The organism is Nocardia sp. NPDC059229 (assembly GCF_042754165.1).
Classification (GTDB): domain Bacteria; phylum Actinomycetota; class Actinomycetes; order Mycobacteriales; family Mycobacteriaceae; genus Nocardia.
The window spans coordinates 1-21,302 of sequence record NZ_JBHZAK010000013.1; the positions used below are offsets into that span (position 1 = coordinate 1).

The 21,302-nt window shown below is 69.6% G+C and carries 17 protein-coding genes; 10 read left to right on the plus strand and 7 right to left on the minus strand.

The features are described from left to right. The 6 genes from ACFXHE_RS26965 to ACFXHE_RS26990 form a co-directional block, all read left to right on the plus strand. Positions 1-6,147: amino acid adenylation domain-containing protein (locus tag ACFXHE_RS26965; RefSeq protein ID WP_379387254.1), on the plus strand; the 6,147-nt coding region annotated here is incomplete at its 5' end. A gap of 188 nt (positions 6,148-6,335) precedes the next feature. Next, entirely contained in the window at positions 6,336-7,322 is a 987-nt protein-coding gene (locus ACFXHE_RS26970) for an RNA polymerase subunit sigma-70 (RefSeq protein ID WP_379387255.1), read from the plus strand. 87 nt (positions 7,323-7,409) lie between these two features. Further along, positions 7,410-7,601 carry a hypothetical protein gene (locus ACFXHE_RS26975; RefSeq protein WP_379387256.1) on the plus strand — a complete coding sequence of 64 codons (192 nt, stop codon included), beginning with the start codon at positions 7,410-7,412 and terminating at the stop codon, positions 7,599-7,601. After that, entirely contained in the window at positions 7,598-8,287 is a 690-nt protein-coding gene (locus tag ACFXHE_RS26980; RefSeq protein WP_379387257.1) for an alpha/beta fold hydrolase, read from the plus strand. The genes ACFXHE_RS26975 and ACFXHE_RS26980 overlap by 4 nt, the downstream gene beginning before the upstream one ends. A gap of 334 nt (positions 8,288-8,621) precedes the next feature. Next, the gene (locus tag ACFXHE_RS26985) at positions 8,622-9,206 is read left to right on the plus strand and encodes a hypothetical protein (protein ID WP_379387258.1); all 585 of its coding nucleotides are present in this window, start codon (positions 8,622-8,624) and stop codon (positions 9,204-9,206) included. Between the two features lie 36 nt (positions 9,207-9,242). Beyond that, positions 9,243-10,403, plus strand: coding sequence for an epoxide hydrolase family protein (locus tag ACFXHE_RS26990; protein WP_379387259.1), 1,161 nt, complete (start codon positions 9,243-9,245; stop codon positions 10,401-10,403). 46 nt (positions 10,404-10,449) lie between these two features. On the opposite strand, the gene ACFXHE_RS26995 is transcribed toward ACFXHE_RS26990, so the two are convergent. Together ACFXHE_RS26995 and ACFXHE_RS27000 are read right to left on the minus strand one after the other, a co-directional pair. Beyond that, on the minus strand, positions 10,450-10,881 hold the full coding sequence (locus tag ACFXHE_RS26995) for a PIN domain nuclease (protein WP_379387260.1): 432 nt from the start codon (positions 10,879-10,881) through the stop codon (positions 10,450-10,452). Next, positions 10,872-11,078 (minus strand): type II toxin-antitoxin system VapB family antitoxin, encoded by a 207-nt coding sequence (locus tag ACFXHE_RS27000; RefSeq protein ID WP_354836393.1) that lies wholly within the window; start codon positions 11,076-11,078, stop codon positions 10,872-10,874. Before ACFXHE_RS27000 ends, ACFXHE_RS26995 begins: the two co-directional genes overlap by 10 nt. Positions 11,079-11,222: 144 nt before the next feature. On the opposite strand from ACFXHE_RS27000, the gene ACFXHE_RS27005 reads away from it, so the two are divergent. Together ACFXHE_RS27005 and ACFXHE_RS27010 are read left to right on the plus strand one after the other, a co-directional pair. Next, positions 11,223-11,990, plus strand: a complete 768-nt coding sequence (locus ACFXHE_RS27005; protein ID WP_379387261.1) for an ABC transporter ATP-binding protein — start codon at positions 11,223-11,225, stop codon at positions 11,988-11,990. Continuing rightward, positions 11,975-13,543: a hypothetical protein gene (locus ACFXHE_RS27010; RefSeq protein WP_379387262.1), complete on the plus strand. Its 1,569-nt coding sequence runs from the start codon at positions 11,975-11,977 to the stop codon at positions 13,541-13,543. The genes ACFXHE_RS27005 and ACFXHE_RS27010 overlap by 16 nt, the downstream gene beginning before the upstream one ends. Positions 13,544-13,557: 14 nt before the next feature. On the opposite strand, the gene ACFXHE_RS27015 is transcribed toward ACFXHE_RS27010, so the two are convergent. After that, positions 13,558-14,685: a GDSL-type esterase/lipase family protein gene (locus tag ACFXHE_RS27015; protein ID WP_379387263.1), complete on the minus strand. Its 1,128-nt coding sequence runs from the start codon at positions 14,683-14,685 to the stop codon at positions 13,558-13,560. A 110-nt stretch (positions 14,686-14,795) separates the two neighbouring features. Between ACFXHE_RS27015 and ACFXHE_RS27020 the strand changes: the two genes are divergently transcribed. Continuing rightward, the gene (locus tag ACFXHE_RS27020; protein WP_379387264.1) at positions 14,796-15,266 is read left to right on the plus strand and encodes a MarR family winged helix-turn-helix transcriptional regulator; all 471 of its coding nucleotides are present in this window, start codon (positions 14,796-14,798) and stop codon (positions 15,264-15,266) included. A 99-nt stretch (positions 15,267-15,365) separates the two neighbouring features. Beyond that, positions 15,366-16,208, plus strand: a complete 843-nt coding sequence (locus ACFXHE_RS27025; protein ID WP_379387265.1) for a patatin-like phospholipase family protein — start codon at positions 15,366-15,368, stop codon at positions 16,206-16,208. A 7-nt stretch (positions 16,209-16,215) separates the two neighbouring features. On the opposite strand, the gene atzF is transcribed toward ACFXHE_RS27025, so the two are convergent. The 4 genes from atzF to ACFXHE_RS27045 all read right to left on the minus strand — a co-directional run bounded on the left by atzF (position 16,216) and on the right by ACFXHE_RS27045 (position 21,242). Next, entirely contained in the window at positions 16,216-17,829 is a 1,614-nt protein-coding gene (atzF, locus tag ACFXHE_RS27030; protein WP_379387266.1) for an allophanate hydrolase, read from the minus strand. 43 nt (positions 17,830-17,872) lie between these two features. Then, on the minus strand, positions 17,873-19,807 hold the full coding sequence (locus ACFXHE_RS27035) for a 5-oxoprolinase/urea amidolyase family protein (protein ID WP_379387500.1): 1,935 nt from the start codon (positions 19,805-19,807) through the stop codon (positions 17,873-17,875). A gap of 74 nt (positions 19,808-19,881) precedes the next feature. Then, positions 19,882-20,499: an urea amidolyase associated protein UAAP2 gene (locus ACFXHE_RS27040; RefSeq protein WP_379387267.1), complete on the minus strand. Its 618-nt coding sequence runs from the start codon at positions 20,497-20,499 to the stop codon at positions 19,882-19,884. Beyond that, complete coding sequence (locus ACFXHE_RS27045; protein ID WP_379387268.1) at positions 20,496-21,242, minus strand: DUF1989 domain-containing protein; 747 nt, start codon at positions 21,240-21,242, stop codon at positions 20,496-20,498. The genes ACFXHE_RS27040 and ACFXHE_RS27045 overlap by 4 nt, the downstream gene beginning before the upstream one ends. Positions 21,243-21,302 lie beyond the last annotated feature (60 nt).

Genomic DNA, 21,302 nt, shown 5'->3' on the forward strand with positions numbered 1-21,302 from the left:
AGCAAGGATCTGCACCGCGGGCTGCAGCAGATCGCGCGCACCAACAACGCGACCATGTTCATGGTCGTGCACACCGCGCTGGCGGTGTTCCTGGCGCGCCTGTCGGGCACCTCCGATATCGCGATCGGCGCGCCCATCGCGGGCCGTGGTGAGGCCGAGCTGGACAACCTGATCGGTATGTTCGTCAACACCCTGGTGCTGCGCACCGAGGTGAACGGACAGGCCGGCTTCACCGAGCTGCTGGCCAAGGCCAAGGACGGCGACCTGCAGGCGTTCGCGCACGCGGATATTCCGTTCGAGCGGCTGGTCGAGCTGCTCAACCCGGAGCGGTCCACCGCGCGGCACCCGCTGTTCCAGGTGGCGCTGTCGTTCGAGAACCTGCCCGACAGCTCCTTCGAGCTGCCCGCGCTGCGGGCCGAGGCGGTCGACTTCGAGAACGAGATCGCCAAGTTCGACCTCATGCTCACCCTGACCGAGGCTCCGGCCGACGCTCGTATCTCCGATGGGCAAAGCACAGGCGCGGGCATGTACGCCGAATTCGGTTACGCCCGTGACCTGTTCGACCAGGAGACGGTGGAGGGCTTCGCGGAGCGGTTCCTCCGCCTGCTCGGCGAGATCATCGCCGCGCCGCGCACCGCGGTCGGCGACCTGGAGATCCTGGCCGCCGACGAGCGCGCCGACCTGATCTCCCGCACGGGCGGTCCGGCCATCGAGCCGCGCGTGCTGCCCGAGCTGCTGGCCGAGGCCGTCGCCAACAACCCGGTCGGCGAGGCGGTCGTGTTCCAGGGCCAGGCCCTGGGCTACGCCGAACTCGACGCGGCCTCCTCGCGCCTGGCGCGCGTACTCATCGAGCGTGGCGCCGGACCGGAAACCCGTGTCGCCGTGGCCATCCGGCGCTCCTTCGAATCGGTGCTGGCCATCTGGGCCGTCGCCAAGTCGGGTGCGGCCTTCGTGCCGGTCGATCCGTCCTACCCGGCGGATCGCATCGCGCACATGGTCAACGACTCCGGCGCGGTGCTCGGCCTCACGGTCGACGCCGAGCTCGAGGGGCTGCCGCCGGTCAAGAGCCTGGCGGGCTGGATCTCGCTCGACGATCCCATGGTGCAGGCCGAGATCGCCTCGCACTTCGCCGAACCCGTCACCGACGCGGAGCGGTGGGCGCCGGTCCGGCCGGACCACGTGGCCTACGTGATCTACACCTCGGGTACCACGGGCATGCCGAAGGGCGTCGTGGTGACGCACTCCGGTCTCGCCAACTTCGCGACCGAGCAGATCGTGCGCTACCACCTCGACTCCGGTTCGCGGGCACTGCATTTCGCCTCGCCGTCGTTCGACGCGTCGGTGCTGGAGTACCTGCTCGCCATCGGCGCGGGCGGCACCCTCGTGGTGGTCCCGCCGGGCGTCTACGGCGGCGAGGAACTGGCCGAGCTGATCAAGCGCGAGCGGGCCACGCACGCCTTCATCACCCCGGCCGCGCTCGCCACCCTCGACCCGAAGGGTCTGGACTCGCTGCGGGTGCTGGTCGCCGGTGGTGAGGCCGTGCCTGCCGATCTGGTCGAGAAGTGGGCGATTCCGTTGGAGAACCGCACGATTCGTGCGTTCCACAACGGGTACGGCCCCACCGAGACCACGATCATGACCAACATCAGCGATGCGCTGGTGCCGGGCGATCTGGTCACCATCGGCGGTCCGATCCGCGGTATGCAGGCCCTCATCCTGGACGCGCGCCTGCGTCCGGTGCCGGTGGGCGTCGCGGGTGAGCTGTACCTGTCGGGTATCCAGCTCTCGCGCGGCTACCACGACCGCCCGGGCCTGTCGGCCGAGCGGTTCGTCGCCAACCCGTTCGTGGCCGGCGAGCGCATGTACCGCTCCGGTGACGTGGTCCGCTGGACCCCCACCGGCGAGGTGGAATACGTGGGCCGCAACGACTTCCAGGTGAAGGTCCGCGGCTTCCGCATCGAACTCGGTGAGATCGACGCCGCGCTGGCCTCGTACGAGACGGTCGACTTCGCGGTCACGGTCGGTCACAAGACCGAGGCCGGGGCCACCATCCTGGCGGCATACGTGCTGCCGGTGGCGGGCCGGACCATCGACATCCCGGCGCTGACCGAGCATGTCGCGGGCCGCCTGCCGGAATACATGGTGCCGACGGCGATCACGATCCTGGATGCCATCCCGCTGACCCCGGTCGGCAAGCTGGATCGCCGGGCGCTGCCCGAGCCGGTGTTCACCGCGCGGGACTTCCGCGCGCCGGTCACCGAACTGGAAGCGACCATCGCCGAGGTCTTCGCCGACGTGCTCGGCGTCGACCAGGTGGGTGCGGACGACTCGTTCTTCGCGCTCGGCGGCGACTCGATCCTGTCCATCCAGCTGGTCTCGCGGGCCAAGGCGCGCGGCATCGTGTTCTCGCCGCGCGACGTGTTCGAGAAGCGGACCGTCGCCGGGCTGGCCGAGGTCGCGACGCTGGGCGGGGACACCGCGCAGGAGAAGCTGGCGGAACTGCCGGGCGGCGGGGTCGGCGACATTCCGCTGACGCCGATCATGCACGCGATCCTGTCGAGTGGGTCGTCGTACGAGCGGTTCTCGCAGACCATGCCGCTGCGACTGCCGGACGGCATCACGCGGACGGTGCTGGTCGGGGCCATCGGTGCGCTGTTCGACCACCACGATGTGCTGCGGTCGCGACTGCGCGGCAGTGCCCATGGAAAGAATGCAACGGAGGGCTTCGAATTCGAGGCGCTGCCGCGCGGGGCCGTCGACGTCGACGCGCTGGTGCACCGGGTCGAGCTGGCCGCGGACATCTCCGACGAGGAGCTGACCCGGGTCGGCAGCATCGAATTCGATGCGGCGCTGGGCCGTTTGGATCCGGCGAATGCCGCCATGGTGCAGTTCGTCTGGTTCGCCTTCGCCCCCGAGGGTTCCGACGAGGCACGCGTCCGCCGGGACGTGCTGCTCATCGTCGCGCACCACATGGTGGTCGACGGCGTGTCGTGGCGCATCCTGATTCCGGACCTGGGCCTGGCCTGGTCGCAGGTGGCGTTCGGGCAGCCGCTGGCGCTGCCCGAGACCGGCACCTCGATGCGGCGCTGGGCGCACGCCCTGGTCGGGGAGTCGCGCAGCGAGGCGCGGGTCGCGGAACTGCCGTTCTGGCAGCGGGTTACCGAGACTGCGGATCCGTTGGTCGGATCGCGGGCGTTCGACCCGAAGGTCGACACCTTCGCCACCGTCGAGCGGATCGAGGTCACGGTGCCGACATCGGTCACCGAGGCCGTACTGACCGCCGTCCCGGGCCTGTACCGGGGTGGCGTCAACGACGGTCTGCTGTCGGCGCTGGCCCTGGCGGTCGCGCGCTGGCGCGGGGAGACCACCGGCGGCTCGGCGCTGATCAAGCTCGAGGGCCACGGCCGTGAAGAGAACATCGTTCCGGGCGCGGATCTTTCACGGACGGTCGGCTGGTTCACCGCCGCCTTCCCGGTGCGACTGGACCTGAACGACGCGGATCTCGCCGATGCCTTCGAGGGCGGAAGCGCCCTGGGCGACATCGTGAAATCGGTCAAGGAACAGCTGCTGGCGCTGCCCGACAAGGGTCTGGGCTGGGGTCTGCTGCGCTACCTCAACCCCGAAACCGCCACGCAGCTGCGCGATGTCGGCCAGATCAGCTTCAACTACCTGGGCCGGATGTCCGCGGGCGAGGTGCCCGAGGGCATGGCCGAACTGGGCTGGGTGCCGGTCGACGACCTGGGCCGCCTCGACGGCGACATGGACGCCGACATGCCCGCCAACGCCACCCTCGACATCAACGCCATCGTCACCGACGGCGCCGACGGCCCGCAGCTGGGCGCGGCCTTCTCCTACCCGAGTGGGCTGCTCGAGCGCGAACGGGTCCAGGAGTTCGCCGACCTGTTCGTGGCGGCGCTGACCGCGCTGGCCGTGCACGCCAAGCGGCCGGAGGCGGGCGGCTTCACGCCGTCCGACCTGCCGCTGGTGCGGGTGGAGCAGTCCGACATCGAGGTGTGGGAGCAGACGTACCCGGCACTGTCCGACGTGTGGCCGCTCTCGCCGCTGCAGTCGGGTCTGCTGTTCCACGCGCTGCTCACCCAGAACACGGTGGACGTCTACACCATTCAGACCGTGCTCGACCTGAGCGGTGTGGTGGACGTGGATCGGCTGAAGGTGGCCGCTCAAGCCATCCTGGACCGGTACCCGAGCCTGCGGACCGCGTTCGTCACCGACGCCGACGGCCAGGCCCACCAGGTGGTGCTGGACCAGGTCGAGGCGCCGTTCACGGTCATCGATCTCACGGATCTGCCTGAGGCCGAACGCAATCCGCGCATGCGGGAGATGATCGAGGCCGATCGCGCCGATCACTTCGACCTGTCCGCGGCGCCGCTCATGCGGTTCAACGTGTTCCGGATCAGCGACGACCTGGTGCACCTGGTCATCACCACCCACCACATCCTGGTGGACGGCTGGTCCATGCCGCTGCTCATGCAGGACCTGCTGGTGCTGTACGCGGTGCGCGGGGACCAGTCGGTGCTGCCGCGGGTGCCCTCGTTCCGGAACTACCTGGCCTGGCTGGCCGGACGCAACCGGGACGAATCGCTGGCCGCCTGGCAGCGCGCCCTCGCCGGAGTGAGCGAGCCGACCCAGCTCGCGCCCGCCGCGACCCGCGACGAGAACTACGAAATCGGCCGCTACACACTGGATATCGACGCCGACCGCACCCGCGCGCTCACCCAGCGCGCCGGGGAACTCAATGTCACGCTGAACACGCTGATCCAGACCTCCTGGGCGGTGCTGATCGGCCGCCTCACCGGGCGCAGTGACGTGGTGTTCGGCGCGACCGTCTCCGGTCGCCCAGGTGATCTGCCCGGTGTCGAGTCCATGGTGGGTCTGTTCATCAACACGGTGCCGGTGCGCATCCGGGTCGATGACCGGTTGACCATCGCGGGGCTGCTGCAGCGGGTTCAGCACGATCAGGCCGATCTGCTCGAACACCACCACATCGGGCTCACCGAGATCCAGCGATTGGCCGGTGCCGGAGCGGAATTCGACACCATCATGGCGTTCGAGTCCTACCCGGTGGACAAGGACGCCATCGCCGCGGCCAGCTCCATCGACGGCATGTCCGTCAGCGGTGTGGGCATCAACGACAACACCCACTACCCGATGAGCCTGGTCATCATGGCGGGCGAGACCATCGACATCTCCATGCGCTACCTGGGCAGCCGGTTCACCGCCGACGAGGTCGCCATCCTCGCCGCGCGCTTCAACCGGATCCTGGACGCGCTGGTCGGAGACGCCGAGGGCCTGGTCGGTGACATCGACATCCTCGAGGCCACCGAGCGCGCCCGCATCCTCGCCGAAAGCGCCGTCACCCCCGCCGATTCCGCGGCGGACGCGGCGCGCGTCGGCACCGCGACCGTGGCCAATGTGCTGGCCGAGGTCGTCGAAGAGGACCCGCAGGCGCCCGCCCTGCTGTCCGACGGCCAGGAGATCGCGTATGCCGTCCTGGACCGCCGCAGCTCCCAGCTGGCGCGCCTGCTCATCGAGCGCGGTGCGGGCCCAGGCGACGTCGTCGCCGTGGCCCTCCCGCACACGGTGGACGCGGTGGTCGCGGTCTGGGCCATCCACAAGGCCGGTGCCGCAGTGCTCTTCGCCGACGGCCTCTCCTTCGGCGACATCCTCGCCGCCGGAGCCGGTTTCGGCATCGCCCAGGAACCGGCCGCCAGCTCGGTCCGCTGGCTGGTCCCGTCGGACCCGAAGGTCCAGTCCGACCTGACCACCCGCCCCGCGCACCCGGTCTCCTACACCGACCGCGTCCGCCCCCTGTCCGAATCCGACCCCGCCTTCGTCTACCGCGACGCCGACACCTGGGCCACCCTCACCCAGTCCGAGGCCCTCGACCGCGCAGCCACCCTGCGCGCCGACAACGACGTCGACTACGAGTCCACGACGTACACCACCGCCTCCACCGACCAACCCGCGATCGACGAATTCCTGGCCTCCGCCACCGCAGGCGCCCTCTCCGTCCTCCCCACCGGCAACACCCCCGCAGACCTGGAAGACGGCGAAGTCACCCACTGGTTCACAACCCCGGCCGACCCGACAGCCGAAGCAGGCGAGGACATCCACCTGATCGACTAACCCCGCCCCGCCGGTGACGAACACCCCCGTCCGTCACCGGCGGCAAACGGCCTGCTCGTTGAGCAACCTCAGCCAGGTCGATGTGGACGTGCGCTGCCGCATGCGGTGACCATGCTCCTCACTGAGAATGTCGGGCGGCCAGCAGATTGCTGGGTCGATTGTCGAGCTCGGTGGGTACGGTCGGGGTTGTGGAGAGTGAGAGCGTCGCGGCGGCGGATGCTGGGGACGAGGCGGCGTTCGCGGGGTTGGCTGAGCGTTACCGCTGGGAGTTGCGGGTGCACTGCTATCGGATGTTGGGCTCGTTCGACGAGGCCGAGGACTTGGCGCAGGAGACGTTGCTGCGGGCGTGGCGCTATCGAGGAAGTTTCCAGGGCCGCTCCACGTTTCGGGCGTGGCTGTATCGGATCGCGACGAATGTGTGCCTGGACTTCCTCGACCGGCACCCACGGCAGCCGGTGGCGGGTGAGGCCGGCGGACCGGCGGAGGTGGGATGGTTGCAGCCGTTTCCGGATCGGTTGCTGGAGCCGGTGGCCGACCCGGAGGCGGAGCCGGAGGCCGTGGTGGTCGCGCGGGAGACCATCGAGCTGGCGTTCCTGGTGGCGATCCAGCACTTGCCGGCTCGGCAGCGCGCCGTGTTGATCCTGCGAGACGTGCTCGGCTGGTCAGCGGTGGAGACCGGTGAGTTGCTGGGCATGAGCGTGGCCGCGGTGAAGAGCGCGTTGCAGCGGGCACGACCTGTGCTGAGGGCGCATCTGCCGCAACGCGGCTCCGGGCAGGCTGTGGTCCCGACTGCGCAAGAGCGGGAGCTGCTGCGGCGTTTCGTGACCGCCCACGAGCGCGCCGATATCGCGGCGTTCGCGCAGCTGTTGAGCGCGGATGTGCGGCTGTCCATGCCGCCGTTGCCGTACTCCTTCGTCGGCCGTTCAGAGGTCGCCGCGTTCGCCGAGAACGCGTTGCGGCCGGACTCGACCTTGCATAAGGGGCAGTGGCGGGGCGTGCCGGTTCGGGCGAACCGGCAGCCGGCCATGGCCGGCTACCTCTGCCGGCCGGATGAGCAGGTCTACCGGGCACAGGTGCTCAACGTGGTGCGTGTCGAGGACGGGCAGATCGTCGAGATCACCGCGTTCGGGCCCGAGGTGTTCGCCGCGTTCGGTCTGCCTGCGGCCCTGCCCTGATTCGGCTCCGATTCCTTTTTCGCGCACTGCCGGTCTCACAGGGGCACGACCGCGACCGGCGCGGTCGATGACCCCAAGGAGTTGGGTATGCACATGTTGACGCGCGAGGAACTGCCGGCGCTGCCGCGGGGCGATGTCCGCCTGCTGGACAGCGACATCGCACAGGACATGCTGACCTCGACCGAGCCGGCGCGCGCCCGGGTGGGGGTGCTGGACTTCCAGGCCCGGTTCCCTGGTGGCTCCACAGCGGCCGAGTTCGCGCAGCGGGGGCAGGCGTGACCGAGTACGTGTTCATCCCCGGGGCTGGGTCCGATTCCTGGTACTGGCACCGGCTCGCGAGCGAGCTACGGTCCCGCGGCCACCGCGTGGCCACTCCCGACCTGCCCTGCGACGACGACGCGGCCGGGCTGCCCGAGTATGCCGACACCGTGGCCGCTGCCATCAGCGATCACACCGACACCGTGCTGGTTGCCCACTCCTTCGGCGGGTTCACCGCACCGCTTGTCTGCCAGCGCTTCCCGGTCCGGCGACTGGTGCTGTTGTCCGCGATGATCCCGCGGCCTGGAGAAGCCCCCGGTGAGTGGTGGGCCAATACCGGTTACGAGCACGCCCGCCGCCGGCAGGACGAACGCGACGGCCGACACCCCGACGACGAGGATGCTCTGTTCTTCCACGATGTCCCGCCCGAGTTGGCAGCCCAGGCCCGGGAACACAGCCGTCGGCAATCCGCCACCCCGTTCACCGAACCCTGGCCCCTGCCCACGTGGCCGGCGACACCGACGACCTTCCTGCTCTGCCGTCATGACCGCTTCCTGCCCGCCGCGTTCATGCGCCGTATCGTCGCCGAACGCCTCGGCGTCGTTCCCAGCGAGATCGACGGCGGCCACATGATCGCGCTCGCCCGTCCCCGACAACTCGCAGATCAACTGGAGGCATGTACCCCCACGAACTCAACACCACTGTGAACATCACGGGGTGCGATCGAGATCCTCGACGTTCCAATTGACCCGTGTCCTGTTGCCGGCCGGGCACTTTCCTGTCCGGCCGGCAACACATCGTTATTCGCATCGACCAGCGATCGATACCCACATCGGCAGCAGTGGATGTCTCTGGGCCGCCGTCGGTCTCGCCGCCAGATGGTTTGTGTACCAAGCTCTCTCATCCGGCCGGCCACGATAGTCAGCGGCCAAGCCGTCGAGGAACTCGATCAGCTCGTCACTGTCTACAAAGCTGTTGTTAGCCAATGATTTACCGCGCGTGTTGTGGTGATCCTGCTGTCGTGTCGCGTTATTCGAAACTATGATCGAATACATGGTCGAGTCTGCTGATGACACGCTTGCTGCCACCGAGGTGGTGGAGCGGCTCCAGGTCGTGCACTCGATGATTGCCACGGCCCAAGCCGAGGAGATCGGCCTGATGACACGGCTGTATCGATTGCGCCGCTCGCAGCAACTCGCACTCGGGGTCGGAGCCTTGTATGCGGGGGAGGATGCGGCCACCGAGATCGGGATCGCGCTGCGGGTGTCGCAGCGCTCGGTGGACGGGTTGATCGGGGTGGGGTTGGGGTTGGCGCATGGCTCCGTGCATCGCGTCCATGTCTCCGGCGATGAAGGTGTCGGGGCCCAGGGGCAGCTCTCGGCGATGGATGCGCTTGATCGTGTAGAAGCGAATCGGGATGCCGCGCTGCCGAAGTCCTTGCGCCAGCAGGCTCTCCTCGTGGCGCATCGGGCCATTGCCGGAGTACTGAAGGAACGCGGTGGTGATCATGGTGGTCACCATCTTGCACGGCTGACCTCCGGGCGGTGGTCAGCCGCGCAGGGTAGGTGGGTCAGGGCTGGGCGGGTCGTGGGTCGGTGCGGTGCGGGGAATAACGAATTGTCGTGATGTGGAGGGCCCCTCTTTATCGGAAAACTCGATGTCATGAGCGACACCGGCATCCGTCCCTTCCGCATCGACATCCCGCAGGCCGACCTCGACGACCTGAACCAGCGCCTGACTCGTACCCGGTGGATCGACGAGGTCCCGGGTACGGGCTGGGAACGCGGCGTTCCCACCTCCTACCTGCGTGAACTCGCCAACTACTGGTCCGAGAAGTTCGACTGGCGGGCCATCGAAGCCACGCTGAACGCCCATCCGCAGTTCTCCACCACCATCGACGGGCAGCACCTGCACTTCCTCCACGTCCGCTCCGAACGGCAGGACGCGACCCCGCTGCTGCTCATCCACGGCTGGCCCGGCACCCCCGCCGACTTCCTGGACATGATCGGTCCGCTGACCGATCCGGCCGCCCACGGCGAGGCCGACGCCCCGGCCTTCCACCTGGTCATCCCGACTCTGCCGGGGCACGGCTTCTCCGGGCCGCTGACCGAAACCGGTTGGGACGATGGGAAAGTCGCTGCCGCGCTGGCCGAGCTCATGACCCGGCTCGGGTATGAGCGGTTCGGGGTGCACGGCGGCGACCACGGCGCATTCGTGGCGCCGCGCGTGGCCCGCGATTTCAGCGACCGGGTGATCGGGGTTCACGTCAACGCTTTGGTCACTTTCCCCACGGGCGACCCGGTCGACATGGCCGCGCTCACCGAGGCGGAACAGCAGCGGTTGGCGGCGATGAAGCAGTTCCAGGACGACGGCTCCGCCTACATGAACCTGGCCGGGTCGCGGCCGAACACGATCGCGCAACTGCTGGCGGATTCGCCTGCGGGACAACTGGGTTGGATCGTGGAGAAGTACAAGGAGTGGACCGACGCCGGCCACGAGCTGCCCGAGGACGCGATCGATCGGGACAAGATCCTGACCACCGTGGCGATCTACTGGCTCACCGACACCGCCCGCAGTGTCGCCAACTACTACTACGAACGCTTCCACGACTACACGATGTTCGCCCCGAAGCCGAAGGGCACGGTCCCGACCGGCGTCGCGGTGTTCGCCACCGCTGACTTCGCCATCCGCCGCTTCGCGGAGAAGGCCCACAACATCGTGCACTGGTCGGAGTTCTACTCCGGCGGCCACTTCCCCGCTCTGGAAGTCCCCGACCTGCTCACCGGCGACATCCGCGCATTCTTCACCACCCTCACCCGCTGAATCCTGGTCCGCGAGGCCCGACGCACTCGCCCGGCCTCGCGAGGTGTCAAGGGTTTTCGAGGCTGCCCCGGGGAACGACCCAGCGGTGGTCGAGGTCGATGACGGAGGCGATCGTCTCGAAGTCCGCGTCGTAGTGGATCAGGACGAGTCGGTGCTGGCTTGCAACGACGGCGGTCAAGAGGTCAGGCATGCCGACCGCGCGATGGCGGCCGGTGCGGGCCAATTCTCGCTGAATGGTGAACGCGCACTGCCAATGTTCGTCGTCGGTCGGGAGGTACTCGTAGGCGATACGTCGACGGGACTTGATCTGTTCGTACTCGGTGGGGGTCCTGGCGCTGAACAGAGCCTCGGCGTCCAGTGTGGCGCAGGTGGCTGCCAGGCCGTGCTCGATCAGCGGCTCGAGCTCGCGTGCTACGGCGGGATGCCTCATCCGGGCCGCGGCGCTTGTGTCGATGAGAAACCGCGCGGTCAGCGCCACACTTCGCCTCTCTTGTCCGGGTCGGCCATCGACTCCATGCCGCCGCCGACGAGCCATTCGATCTCGCGAAGCCGGGCGCCCTTCGCAACCGCGTCCCGCAGGGCCGCGCGCACGGTATCCGACACACCGGTCGTGCCCAGCTCACGCTGGGCTGAGTCGAGTAGCTCGTCATCGATCTCGATCAGTCGCTTTGTCATGTCAGCTCCTTATATCGACGGCGTTGTCGAGTATATATTCGCGCGCTTCGTTGCGTAGTCGAGTTCTGCGGCGATGACTCTTTGAACAGCGGGTTCGTACGTATGGTGGGCAATGGTGTCGCCGATGCGCTTCAAGGAGGGGAAATGACTACCAACGGGCAACTGGCGCTCGAGCTGGACGGGCTCTACAAGAAGTTCGGCGGGCCTTGGGTGGTCGAGGGGGTGAGCCTGGCGGTGCCGCCCGGGTCGTTCTTCGGGTTGGTGGGGCCGAACGGGGCGGGAAAGACGACGACGCTGTCGATGGCGGTGGGGTTGTTGCGGCCGGATCATGGGGCGGCCCGGATCTTCGGGCATGAGGTGTGGGCGGATCCGGTGCGGGCGAAGACCGTGGTGGGGGTGCTGCCGGATGGGCTGGCATTGCCGGAGCGGCTCACCGGGCGGGAGTTGTTGAACTTCACCGGGTTGCTGCGCGGGATGGACAAGGCGACCGTGGTCGGGCGGGCAGACGAGCTGCTGCACGTGCTCGAGCTGGACGGCGCGGAAAACACTGTGGTGGTTGATTATTCGGCGGGTATGCGGAAGAAGATCGGCCTCGCCACCGCTCTGCTGCACGCACCGAAACTGCTGGTGCTGGACGAGCCGTTCGAGGCGGTGGATCCGGTGTCGGCGGGAACGATTCGAACGATCCTGCAGCGGTTCGTGGCCGCGGGCGGATCGGTGGTGCTGTCGAGTCATGTGATGGCACTGGTGGAATCCATCTGCGACCGGGTCGCCGTGATCAACCGGGGACGGGTGGTGGCGGGCGGGACGCTCACCGAGGTGCGCGGCGAGGGCACGCTGGAGGAGGCCTTCGTGCGGCTGGTGGGCGGACGCGTGGGCGGCGAGGAGGGGCTGTCGTGGTTGGCGTCCTGATCCGCATGCGATTGCGTATCACCGCGCGGCACATGCGGGAAGGCCGTGCGGCACTGAACTTCTGGACCGGCAGCATCTTCGGCCTGATCGCCGCGGTGGCCACCGCGCTCATCATCGCCCGCGCGCACGAGACCGTGCACGGGGGAGTGACGGTGGCGGCGGCGATCTTCGCGGCCTGGACCCTCGGCTGGATCTGCGGCCCGGTGCTCACCGGCAGCAGCGACGAGACCCTGCAGCCCGAGCAATTCCGCCTGCTGCCCTTGACGACTCGGCAACTGGCCTATGGGCTCGGCGCGGCGGCCTTCGTCGGGCCGGCACCCATCGTCAACCTGATCGCGTTCGGCGGCCTGGTCCTGCTCGCCGCGCCGATCGGCCTGGGCGCCACCGCGATCGCGGCGCTCGGCGCGGTCCTGCAACTGGTATTCGTGGTCCTGCTGTCGCGGGTCGTGGTGGCCTGGCTCGGCGCGGCCATGCGGTCCCGGCGCGGCAAGGACCTGGGCGTGCTCTTCGCCGCCCTCATCGGCCTGGCGTATTACCCACTGAACCTGCTGGTTTCGGCCGTCGGCCCGAAACTGGAGGGCGACCACAGCGGTCTGTCGGTGACGCTGCGCGCGGTCCCGTCGGGCTGGGCGCCCTACGCCGTCGAGGCCGCGGCCCGCGGCAACTACCTGCTCGCCCTGCTGCCCCTGCTGGGCCTGGTGTTGCTGTCGCTGATCCTGTGGCAGTCCTGGGCGGTCTTGCTGGAACGCCGCCTCACCACCCCGGCCGCACCCGCCGGCCAGGTGGTCGACACCGGCGGCGGTCTGCTCGACCGTTTCATCCCCGCCACCGCGGTCGGCGCCGTGGTCGCCAAGGAGCTGCGCACCTGGTGGCGCGACGGCCGTCGCCGCGCCGCCCTGCTGCCGCTGCTGCTCATCGGTTTCGTGCTGCCGATCTTCCTCTCGCTCCGCACCGGTGGTAGCGGAACCATCCCGTTCTCGGGCGCTTTCGTGGTGTGGCTGGCCACCATGTCCAGCACCAACCTGTACGGATTCGACGGCACCGCGATCTGGCAAACGCTGGTGACGCCCGGCGCGTCACGCGCGGATGTGCGGGGCCGCGCCTACGCCTGGCTGCTCCTGGTCATCCCGCCGTCGGTGCTCGCCACCCTCGTCCTGCCCGGCGCGCTCGGCCGGCCGTACCTGTACGTCTGGGCGCTGTCGACGCTGCCGGTGCTGGTCGGCGTCGGCGTGGGGGCCGTGGTGTTCCTGTCCACGCATGCCGCCTTCGCCCTGCCCCCGCAGCGCGGCAACCCGTTCGCGGGCTCGGGCAATCCCGGCTGCCTGAAGATCCTCATGCAGCTCGCGGTGGGCCTGGTGCAGTTGCTGACGGCGGCTCCGGTGCTCGCGATACTGGGAATCGGTGTGGCACTCCACAACTCGCTACTCCAGTGGGCGGCACTGCCGATCGGCATACTGCTCGGCGGGGTGGGCGCCGCACTCGGAATCCGCTGGGCGACCACCCGGTTGGAGGCCCGTGGACCCGAGCTGCTCGCCGAGGTCAAACCGCGCTGAACAGCGCCGGCCGCTCACCGGAAGGCCGGCGGCAGCGCGGTGAGATCCACCGCCTCCGCCATGGCCCGGGCCCCGTCGTCATTGAGATGCATGCCGTCGCCGCTGTCGAACTCGGGCCGGATGAAGTCCGGATCCGCCGGATTCTCCACGGCCGCAGCCACATCGAAGACGGCGTCGAACACCGTGGTGGTGCGCAGCCACTCGTTTACCGCGCGCCGCACCGGAATGCCCTCGGCCACCGCCAGACCCGGGTAGATGGCCCCGCCGAACGGTCCGATGGTGTTGGCGTAGATCGGCAGTCCGGCCGCGTGCGCCCGCTCGGCCAGCGCGGTGAAACCGGCGATGAGCGCCCCGGCGGTCGCGGTGCCGGCCAGGATCAGGTCATTGATGCCGAAGTTGGCCCACACGGCCGCGACCCCCGGCACCGACGGCACGTCCCGCTCGAACCGGGCCAGCCCGTGCTCGCCGATCTCGTCGGTGAGCAGCCGGTTGCCGCCGATGCCCTGATTGACCGCCCACCCGGTGGCCAGCCGCTGGTTCAGCACATCCACCGACCGGCGGTTCGCGCCGTGGGTCGAGCCGAAGCCTTCGAACCACGAGTCGCCGAAGGCCACCAGCACCGGAACCTCGGAGTCGACAGCGACGTCGATTCCGGTGAGGAGGAACCGCGCCGCGGTCTCCTCGGCATCGGACGGTGCAGCGTCGCCCGTCCGATCGCCGGCGCTGATCCAGCTGCTGTCGACCGGGAACTGCGCGAACGCGGGCAGTGCCGGTTCGGGCAGGTACACGCTCAGCGCGAGTTCGGTTCCCTCCTCGACGGCCAGGTCCACCGGGTCGCTGACGATATCGGCCCCGGCCGGGATCCGGATGGACGCGGACCCCGCGAACCGCACCGCGGTATCGGTCTCGGGCACGATCTCACCGCCCGTCTTGCGCACGGCGATCCGCGCCGCGCCGATCACGAGTTCGTCCGTGCCATAGCGATTGGTCAGGTGCACGCGCAGCCGTGACCCGCCGCCGGCCACCCGCACCACCTGCCGCACGGTCTCGCCGGCGAAGGCCCGCGGCTCCGCGAGCTTGATCTCCTCGGCCGGATTCACCAGCGGCGCACGGAATCCCGCCACCCAGCGCTCGATCGTCATCGTAACCTCCATGTAGTTGCAGTGCGGAATATTGCGTTAGCAACAAGATATCGAAAATGTTCCGCATGTCAACTATCCGCACTGAAAACGTCTGGTCTAGGCTGGTCACCGTGGATCCCAACCTCTTCGACGACCCCCGGCTGACCGCGATCGGACTGCTCTACGAGGCTCACGATGGGCTCATCGCCCGGCTCGAGGAGACCTGGAAGCGCAATGGCCTGTCAGGACTCGACCTGAATGCCCTGCTGCGGCTGAGCCGTTCACCCGGCCGCAAGCTGCGCATGACGGATCTCGCCACCCAGACCAGCCTGTCCACCTCCGGTGTCACCCGGCTGGTGGACCGCCTGGAGCGCAATGGCTTCGTCCGCCGCGAGGCCGATCCCGCCGACCGGCGCAGCTCGTACGCGGTGCTCACCGCCGCCGGGGCCACCCGCGTGGCGCGCGTGCTGCCCGCGTACCTCGACGGCGTGGAACGCTGGTTCACCGGCCTGCTCAGCCCCGAGCAACTCGACCAGTTCACCGCGAGCCTGCGCATCATTCGCGACGCCACCAATCCCGACGCGACGCACGTCTCGGAATGATTGGTGGAAATCAAGCCATAGCCACCGCTCCGGCGGCCTAGCCGGTAGTTTTCGTACCGCAGGGTGTCCTTCTCGGCGGGTAGGAAAGTGAGTGCGGGTATGACGACGGAACGTGCGCTGGTGATCGGCGGCGGCGGGGTGGCCGGGATCTCCTGGGCGACGGGCATTCTCGCCGGGCTGGCGGATGCGGGCGCCGACGTGACCGGGGCGGATCTGCTGCTCGGCACCTCTGCCGGGTCCAATGTGGCCGCCCAGGTGGGCAGCGGGCTCGAACTCGCGGAACTGGTTCGGCGGCAGGTGGATCCGGCGATGCAGAGCCGCGAGATCGTGCCGTCGATGGAGAAGTTCGCCGGGCTCTGGGAGACGCTGGCCGCCATCATCGAGGAACTGCAGGTGGATTCGGTCGAACGCCGGCAGCGCATCGGCGCGCTCGCGCTGCGGGCGGAGTCGGTCCCGGAGCCGGAGCGGCGGGCCGTCATCGAGACCCGGCTACCGGTGCACGAATGGTCCGATCGGGATGTCCGGATCACCGCGGTGAACGCCGCGACGGGCGAGCTGCGGGTCTTCGACAAGGATTCCGGTGTCGCACTGGTCGACGCGGTGACCGCCAGCTCCGCGGTGCCCATGGTGTGGCCCTGCGCCACGGTCGACGGCGCGCGCTACACCGATGGCGGCGTCCGGACATCGGTGAACGCCGATCTCGCCACCGGCTACGCCCGGGTGCTGGTGATCGCGCCCATGCCGGACGCGGAACTCGAGGCCCAGGTGGCGGGCCTGGTCGCGGCCGGCGCCCGGGTCGAGGTGATCGCCCCGGACGAGGCGGCCACCGCGGCCTTCGGCCTCAACCCGCTCGACACCGCCACCCGGGTCCCGTCACTGGAAGCCGGTCGCGCGCAGGGCAAGGCGGACGCGGACCGCGTCCTGGCGCTCTGGCAGAACTGACGGACCGTCAGCTCACCGCCCCGGCCGCCAGCGCCGCGCGCCAGCCACCGTATTCGCTGATGTCCTTGGCGGATTCGGCGGCCGCGCCGGTGCAGCCGAACCCGGTGTGCCAGGTGCCGTCGGCGAGTTCGACCGCGCCCAGCTGCATGGGGGCGGGCAGGGCCGCGAGGAAGCGGCCGAGGGCGGCGGGTGAGAGCAGCCAGCGTTCCCCGGCCACCGCGACACCGGATTCCATTGCGGGGACCCGGGTTACGGCCGGTTTGGGCGGCACCGTGTCCAGCGCGCCCAGGCGGTAGTGCGGAGCGGTCTCGACCGGGCCGCACCAGCGCGCGCCCAGGTCGGTCAGCTGAGCTTCGAGGGGCTGGCCGCGCAGGTGCGCGCCGAAGACGATCAGATCGTGCGCGGCCGCGACCGTCGCGGGCCAGCACGGCTCGCCGGGGTCGAGCGGGGCGCCGGTGATCAGGGCGGCGATATCGAGCGCCACGGCGTCCTCGAAGGCGCGGGCCAGCACGGTCACGCCGAAATGCGGCTCATCCGTGGGGATTGCGACCGCGCAGAGGTCGAAGAGATTGCAGAAGTTGGTGTAGGTGCCGAGCCGGGCATTCACGGCAATGGGATCGGCGTCGACCTCGGCAATGGTCGGGTGGGCCGGTGCGGTCGGGGTCAGCAGCGCGTCCGCCCCCGCGAGGCTCGCCATGGCGGTGGCGCGCAGGCGTTCGAGCGCGGCCAGATCGGTGACCAGCTGGTGCGCGGGTAGCTCGCGGGCGGCACGGATGATCGATCCGACCGTGGGATCGGCCGATTCGGGGTGCGCGTCGATGAATTCGCCCACCGCCGCATAGCGTTCGGCGACCAGCGCGCCGTCGTACAGCAGCCGGGCGGCGGCCAGGAAAGGCTCCGGATCGACTTCCACGATGGTCGCGCCCCGATCGCGCAGTGCCGCGACCGTCCGCTCGAAGGCGCTGTGCCACTGCGGATCCAGCTCCGGCAGCGCGCTGAACACCGCGATCACCGGCTGCGGCGGCGCGGCCAGCCGGACGTCGGCGGGCCATGGCCGGCCCGGCGCACCCGCGGCCATGACGCCCATGGCCCGATCGGCCAGGCGCAGATCGGCGGCGAAGATCGTCACGCAGTCATAGGTGCGGCAGGCGGGGACGACGCCCTCGGTGGAGATCACGCCGACGGTGGGCTTGATACCGGCCAGGCCGTGGAACGCGGCCGGAACGCGCCCGGACCCGGCCGTGTCGGTGCCGATGGCGATATCCGCCTCCCCGGTCGCGACCGCGACCGCCGACCCGGAACTCGAACCGCCCGAGACATATCCGGGTCGCAGCGCGTTCTCGACGACGCCGTAGGGCGAGCGGGTGCCGACCAATCCGGTGGCGAACTGATCGAGATTGGTCTTCCCGACCACGACCGCACCGGCCGCGCGCAGCGCGGCGACCGCAGGCGCGTCCCGATCCGGCGTATACGCGAAGTCGGGACAGGCGGCGGTCGTCGGCAGGCCCGCGACATCCACATTGTCCTTGACGGCGAGGCGCAGTCCCGCCAGAGCGCCTGCGGCGGTGGCCATTTCGGCGTCCACCTCGGCATCCGGGCGGTGGTGGATCCACACGGTCATGGGGTCTCCTAGGTCTGGGATGGGAGCGAACGGGCCGAGGCGCTCAGGGTGTTTCGGCGAGTTCGCCCGCCTCGCGCCAGGAATTGCGTTCGGCGGCGAAGGCGTCGGCCTGCCGGGCGCGGAACTCGTCGATGGATGCGGCATTGTCCGACAGGAACTTCCGGTAGTCGACGAGACGGAACTCGCCGTCCTCGGCCAGCAGCTCGCCGCGGCCCGCCGCGGTGTCGGCGCGCAGGTCGAGCAGTTCCTCGGCGCTCACCGGATACCAGCTGATGCGGTCGAAATACCGCAGCAGCCAGGGATCTTCGCCGACGCCACTGGAGCGGTGGTTCCACACCTGGGTGGTACGCCCGACGAACTGGTAGCCGCCGGGACCCTCCATGCCGTAGATGCAGAGGTAGGCGCCGCCGATGCCGACCGCGTTCTCCGGCGTCCAGGTGCGGGCCGGGTTGTATTTGGTGGTGACCAGCCGATGCCGCGGATCGGTCGGCGTGGCCACGGGCGCGCCCAGGTACACGTCGCCCAGGCCGAGGACCAGGTATTCGGCCGCGAACACGGTGTCGAAAACCTCGTCCACGGAGGCCAATCCGTTCATCCGGCGGATGAACTCGATATTCCACGGGCACCATGGGGCATCCGCGCGGACGCCGTGCATATAGCGGGTGATGGCCTCGCGGGTGGACGGATCGTCCCACGACAGCGGCAGCCGCACGGTGCGGCTGGGGACCACCAGCTCGTCGGCGGGCGGCAGCTCGGCCTCCACCTCGGCGAGCAGGCCCAGCAGGGTACGGGTGGGCAGCCGGCCGGGGTCATGGCGCACCTGCAGCGATCGCACGCCCGGGGTGAGTTCGGTGATCCCCGGTTCGGACCGTTCCAGCAGCGCCTGGTGCAGGGCGTGCACGCGGGCGCGCAGCTCCAGATCCAGTGTCATGTCCCCGTATTCGACGAGCAGGCCGTCATTGCCCGCGCGCCGATAGGTGACCGCGGTGTCCGCGCCGTCGCGGCGGGCCAGGACGCCGTCGTCACCGTCGCCGCCCGTGGACAGCACGACCGGCCAGGCGGCCCGGCGCTCGGCCCCGAGTTCCCGCAGCGAGGCCGCGTGGTCGGCGCGGACCGGGACGAAGCGCACGCGGTCGCCCGGCGTGAGCTGACCCAGCTTCCAGCGCTCGGCCGCCACCACGGTGACCGGGCAGACGAAGCCGCCCAGGCTGGGGCCGTCCGGGCCGAGCAGGATCGGGGTGTCGCCCGTGAAGTCCAGTGCGCCAACGGAGTAGGCGTTGTCGTGGATGTTGGACGGGTGCAGTCCCGCCTCGCCGCCGTCCCGCCGCGCCCACTGGGGTTTCGGGCCGATGAGCCGCACCCCGGTCCGATCGGAGTTGAAGTGCACCTCGTAGTCGGTGCCGATGATGGTGTCGAAATCGCTGCGGGTGAAGAACTCAGGTGCGCCGTGCGGTCCCTCGGTGACCGCCAGCTCCCAGCGCCGGGTCAGCACCGGCTGATCGTCGCCGGTCACCCCGGCCGTCACCCGCCCGGGCACACCGAGCGCGAACTCATCGCCCGCCGCCAGGGCTCGGCCGGTGCCGCCGCCGAACTTGCCGAGGGTGAAAGTCGCACGGCTGCCCAGGTATTCGGGCACCTCGATACCGCCGGCCACCAGCAGGTAGCATCGCATTCCCGGCCCGCGCACCATGCCGATGTCCAGCACGCCGCCCGCCGGCACCAGCACACTGCGCCACTGCCGCACCGCGCGGCCGTTCACGGTCACGGGCACCGGTGCACCGGTGACGCACACCCAGGTGGCGGCGTCGAAGCGCAGGGCCGGTCCGCCCAGGGTGCATTCCAGCCCGGCCGCGCCCTCCGGATTGCCGAGCGCCCGATTGCCGAGCCGGAACGACAGGTCGTCCATCGGGCCGGACGGCGGCACCCCGACATGCCAGTAGCCCACCCGGCCAGGCCAATCCTGCACGGTCGTCTGCATGCCCGGCCGGATCACCTGGAATGTCGCGGCCGGGGACGAGTGCTCGGGTGCGGTGAGGTCCGGCAGCACGGCGGTCATCGGGTCACCACCATGCGCACCGGGGTGGGGTCGAAGCCATTGCAGGGGTTGTTGATCTGCGGGCAGTTGGAGACCAGCACCAGGGTGTCGATCTCGGCGCGCAGCGTGAGCTTCTTGCCCGGCGCGGAGAGCCCGTCCACGATGCCGAGCGTGCCGTCCGCCTCGACGGGAACGTTCATGAACCAGTTGATGTTCGAGACCAGATCACGCTTGCCCAGCCCCCACTTCAGGCCCTCGGTAAGGAAGTTCTCCACACAGGCGTGCTGGTGGCGGGTGTGGTGGCCGTAGCGCAGGGTATTGGACTCCTGCGAGCACGCCCCGGCCACGGTGTCGTGATTGCCGACCTCGTCGGCGACCACCGTCATGAGCGGGGTGCCCGCCTCGGTCAGCAGGACGCTGCCGGTGGTCAGGAAGATATTGCGCTGGGCCGTGATCGTCATCTGCGCGCTGTACCGGTCGGTGTGATCGGCGGCGTTGTAGAGCAGGCAGTCCACCGCCTGATTGCCGTGCAGATCGATGATGTCCAGCTGGTCTCCCGCGCGCACCACGGCCGACCAGGGGGCGCGGGCGGGGACGGTCTCGTCGAGTACGACGGTGCGAGCGGTGGTGATCATGCGCGGGCCTCCAGAGTGCGTGCGTGCCAGTCCTGTTCGGTGTTCTCCACCGCGCGCAGGTATTCCGGGTCGGTACCGTGCGCGAGCGCGAGCTCTTCCGGGGCGGACCAGGCCACGAGGTCGAGCTCGGCCGGGGGAGTGGGGTCGAGCGGGTGTTCGGCATTGGCGACCAGCAGGGTCACCGGCAGGTGCACGAGCAGGTCGACCGCCGTGCGCGCCGCCGCGCCGCCGGTGATCGTCAGCGCGCCATCGGATTCCACCCGCACACCCCGGAAGAACGAGACCGTCGGGCCGATATCCCGTGGCTCGAGCCCCTGCTTGACCCCGGCCAGCCGCAGGCCCCGGCGCGCGGCGGGCGACGGGCCGCACAGGGTGTCGTGACGACCGGAGGAGTCCGCGATCACCGTGGCCAGCACTCGCCCCTGATCGGAGAGCAGCGGGTGGCCGACGCCCAGATACGCCTGCCAGGGCACCTTCACCGTGTCGGCGACATTCAGCCGCTCCCAGGGCGATCCGGCTCGCAGCAGCAGCAGATGCGCACACGCCGCACCGAACGGATCCGACAGCCGCACCCGGGTACCACGCGCGAGCACCACATTCGTGTATCCACCCGCCGGAATCCGCTGGGCGAACGTTATTTTCGCGATGTCGACGTCCACGGGGAGCTCGGGCCCGACGCGTTCGGCGGCGGCCGCCTGGGAGCGGGCATGATCCCGCGCGCCGGTGGTGTTGGCTGTGCTCATTGCTACTCCGTTTCTCGGGGATCGCCGGAGACCCGGCCGGCGGTGCAGGCGTTGGCCGGG

What these genes read in the sequence shown, in the direction of transcription:
- ACFXHE_RS26975 (WP_379387256.1), top strand. Translation starts at nt 7,410, where the DNA reads ATGCACATGTTGACGCGCGAGGAACTGCCGGCGCTGCCGCGGGGCGAT.
- ACFXHE_RS26985 (WP_379387258.1), top strand. Translation starts at nt 8,622, where the DNA reads ATGATCGAATACATGGTCGAGTCTGCTGATGACACGCTTGCTGCCACC.
- ACFXHE_RS26990 (WP_379387259.1), top strand. Translation starts at nt 9,243, where the DNA reads ATGAGCGACACCGGCATCCGTCCCTTCCGCATCGACATCCCGCAGGCC.
- ACFXHE_RS27000 (WP_354836393.1), bottom strand. Translation starts at nt 11,078, where the DNA reads ATGACAAAGCGACTGATCGAGATCGATGACGAGCTACTCGACTCAGCC.
- ACFXHE_RS27005 (WP_379387261.1), top strand. Translation starts at nt 11,223, where the DNA reads ATGACTACCAACGGGCAACTGGCGCTCGAGCTGGACGGGCTCTACAAG.
- ACFXHE_RS27015 (WP_379387263.1), bottom strand. Translation starts at nt 14,685, where the DNA reads ATGACGATCGAGCGCTGGGTGGCGGGATTCCGTGCGCCGCTGGTGAAT.
- ACFXHE_RS27025 (WP_379387265.1), top strand. Translation starts at nt 15,366, where the DNA reads ATGACGACGGAACGTGCGCTGGTGATCGGCGGCGGCGGGGTGGCCGGG.
- atzF (WP_379387266.1), bottom strand. Translation starts at nt 17,829, where the DNA reads ATGACCGTGTGGATCCACCACCGCCCGGATGCCGAGGTGGACGCCGAA.
- ACFXHE_RS27035 (WP_379387500.1), bottom strand. Translation starts at nt 19,807, where the DNA reads ATGCAGACGACCGTGCAGGATTGGCCTGGCCGGGTGGGCTACTGGCAT.
- ACFXHE_RS27040 (WP_379387267.1), bottom strand. Translation starts at nt 20,499, where the DNA reads ATGATCACCACCGCTCGCACCGTCGTACTCGACGAGACCGTCCCCGCC.
- ACFXHE_RS27045 (WP_379387268.1), bottom strand. Translation starts at nt 21,242, where the DNA reads ATGAGCACAGCCAACACCACCGGCGCGCGGGATCATGCCCGCTCCCAG.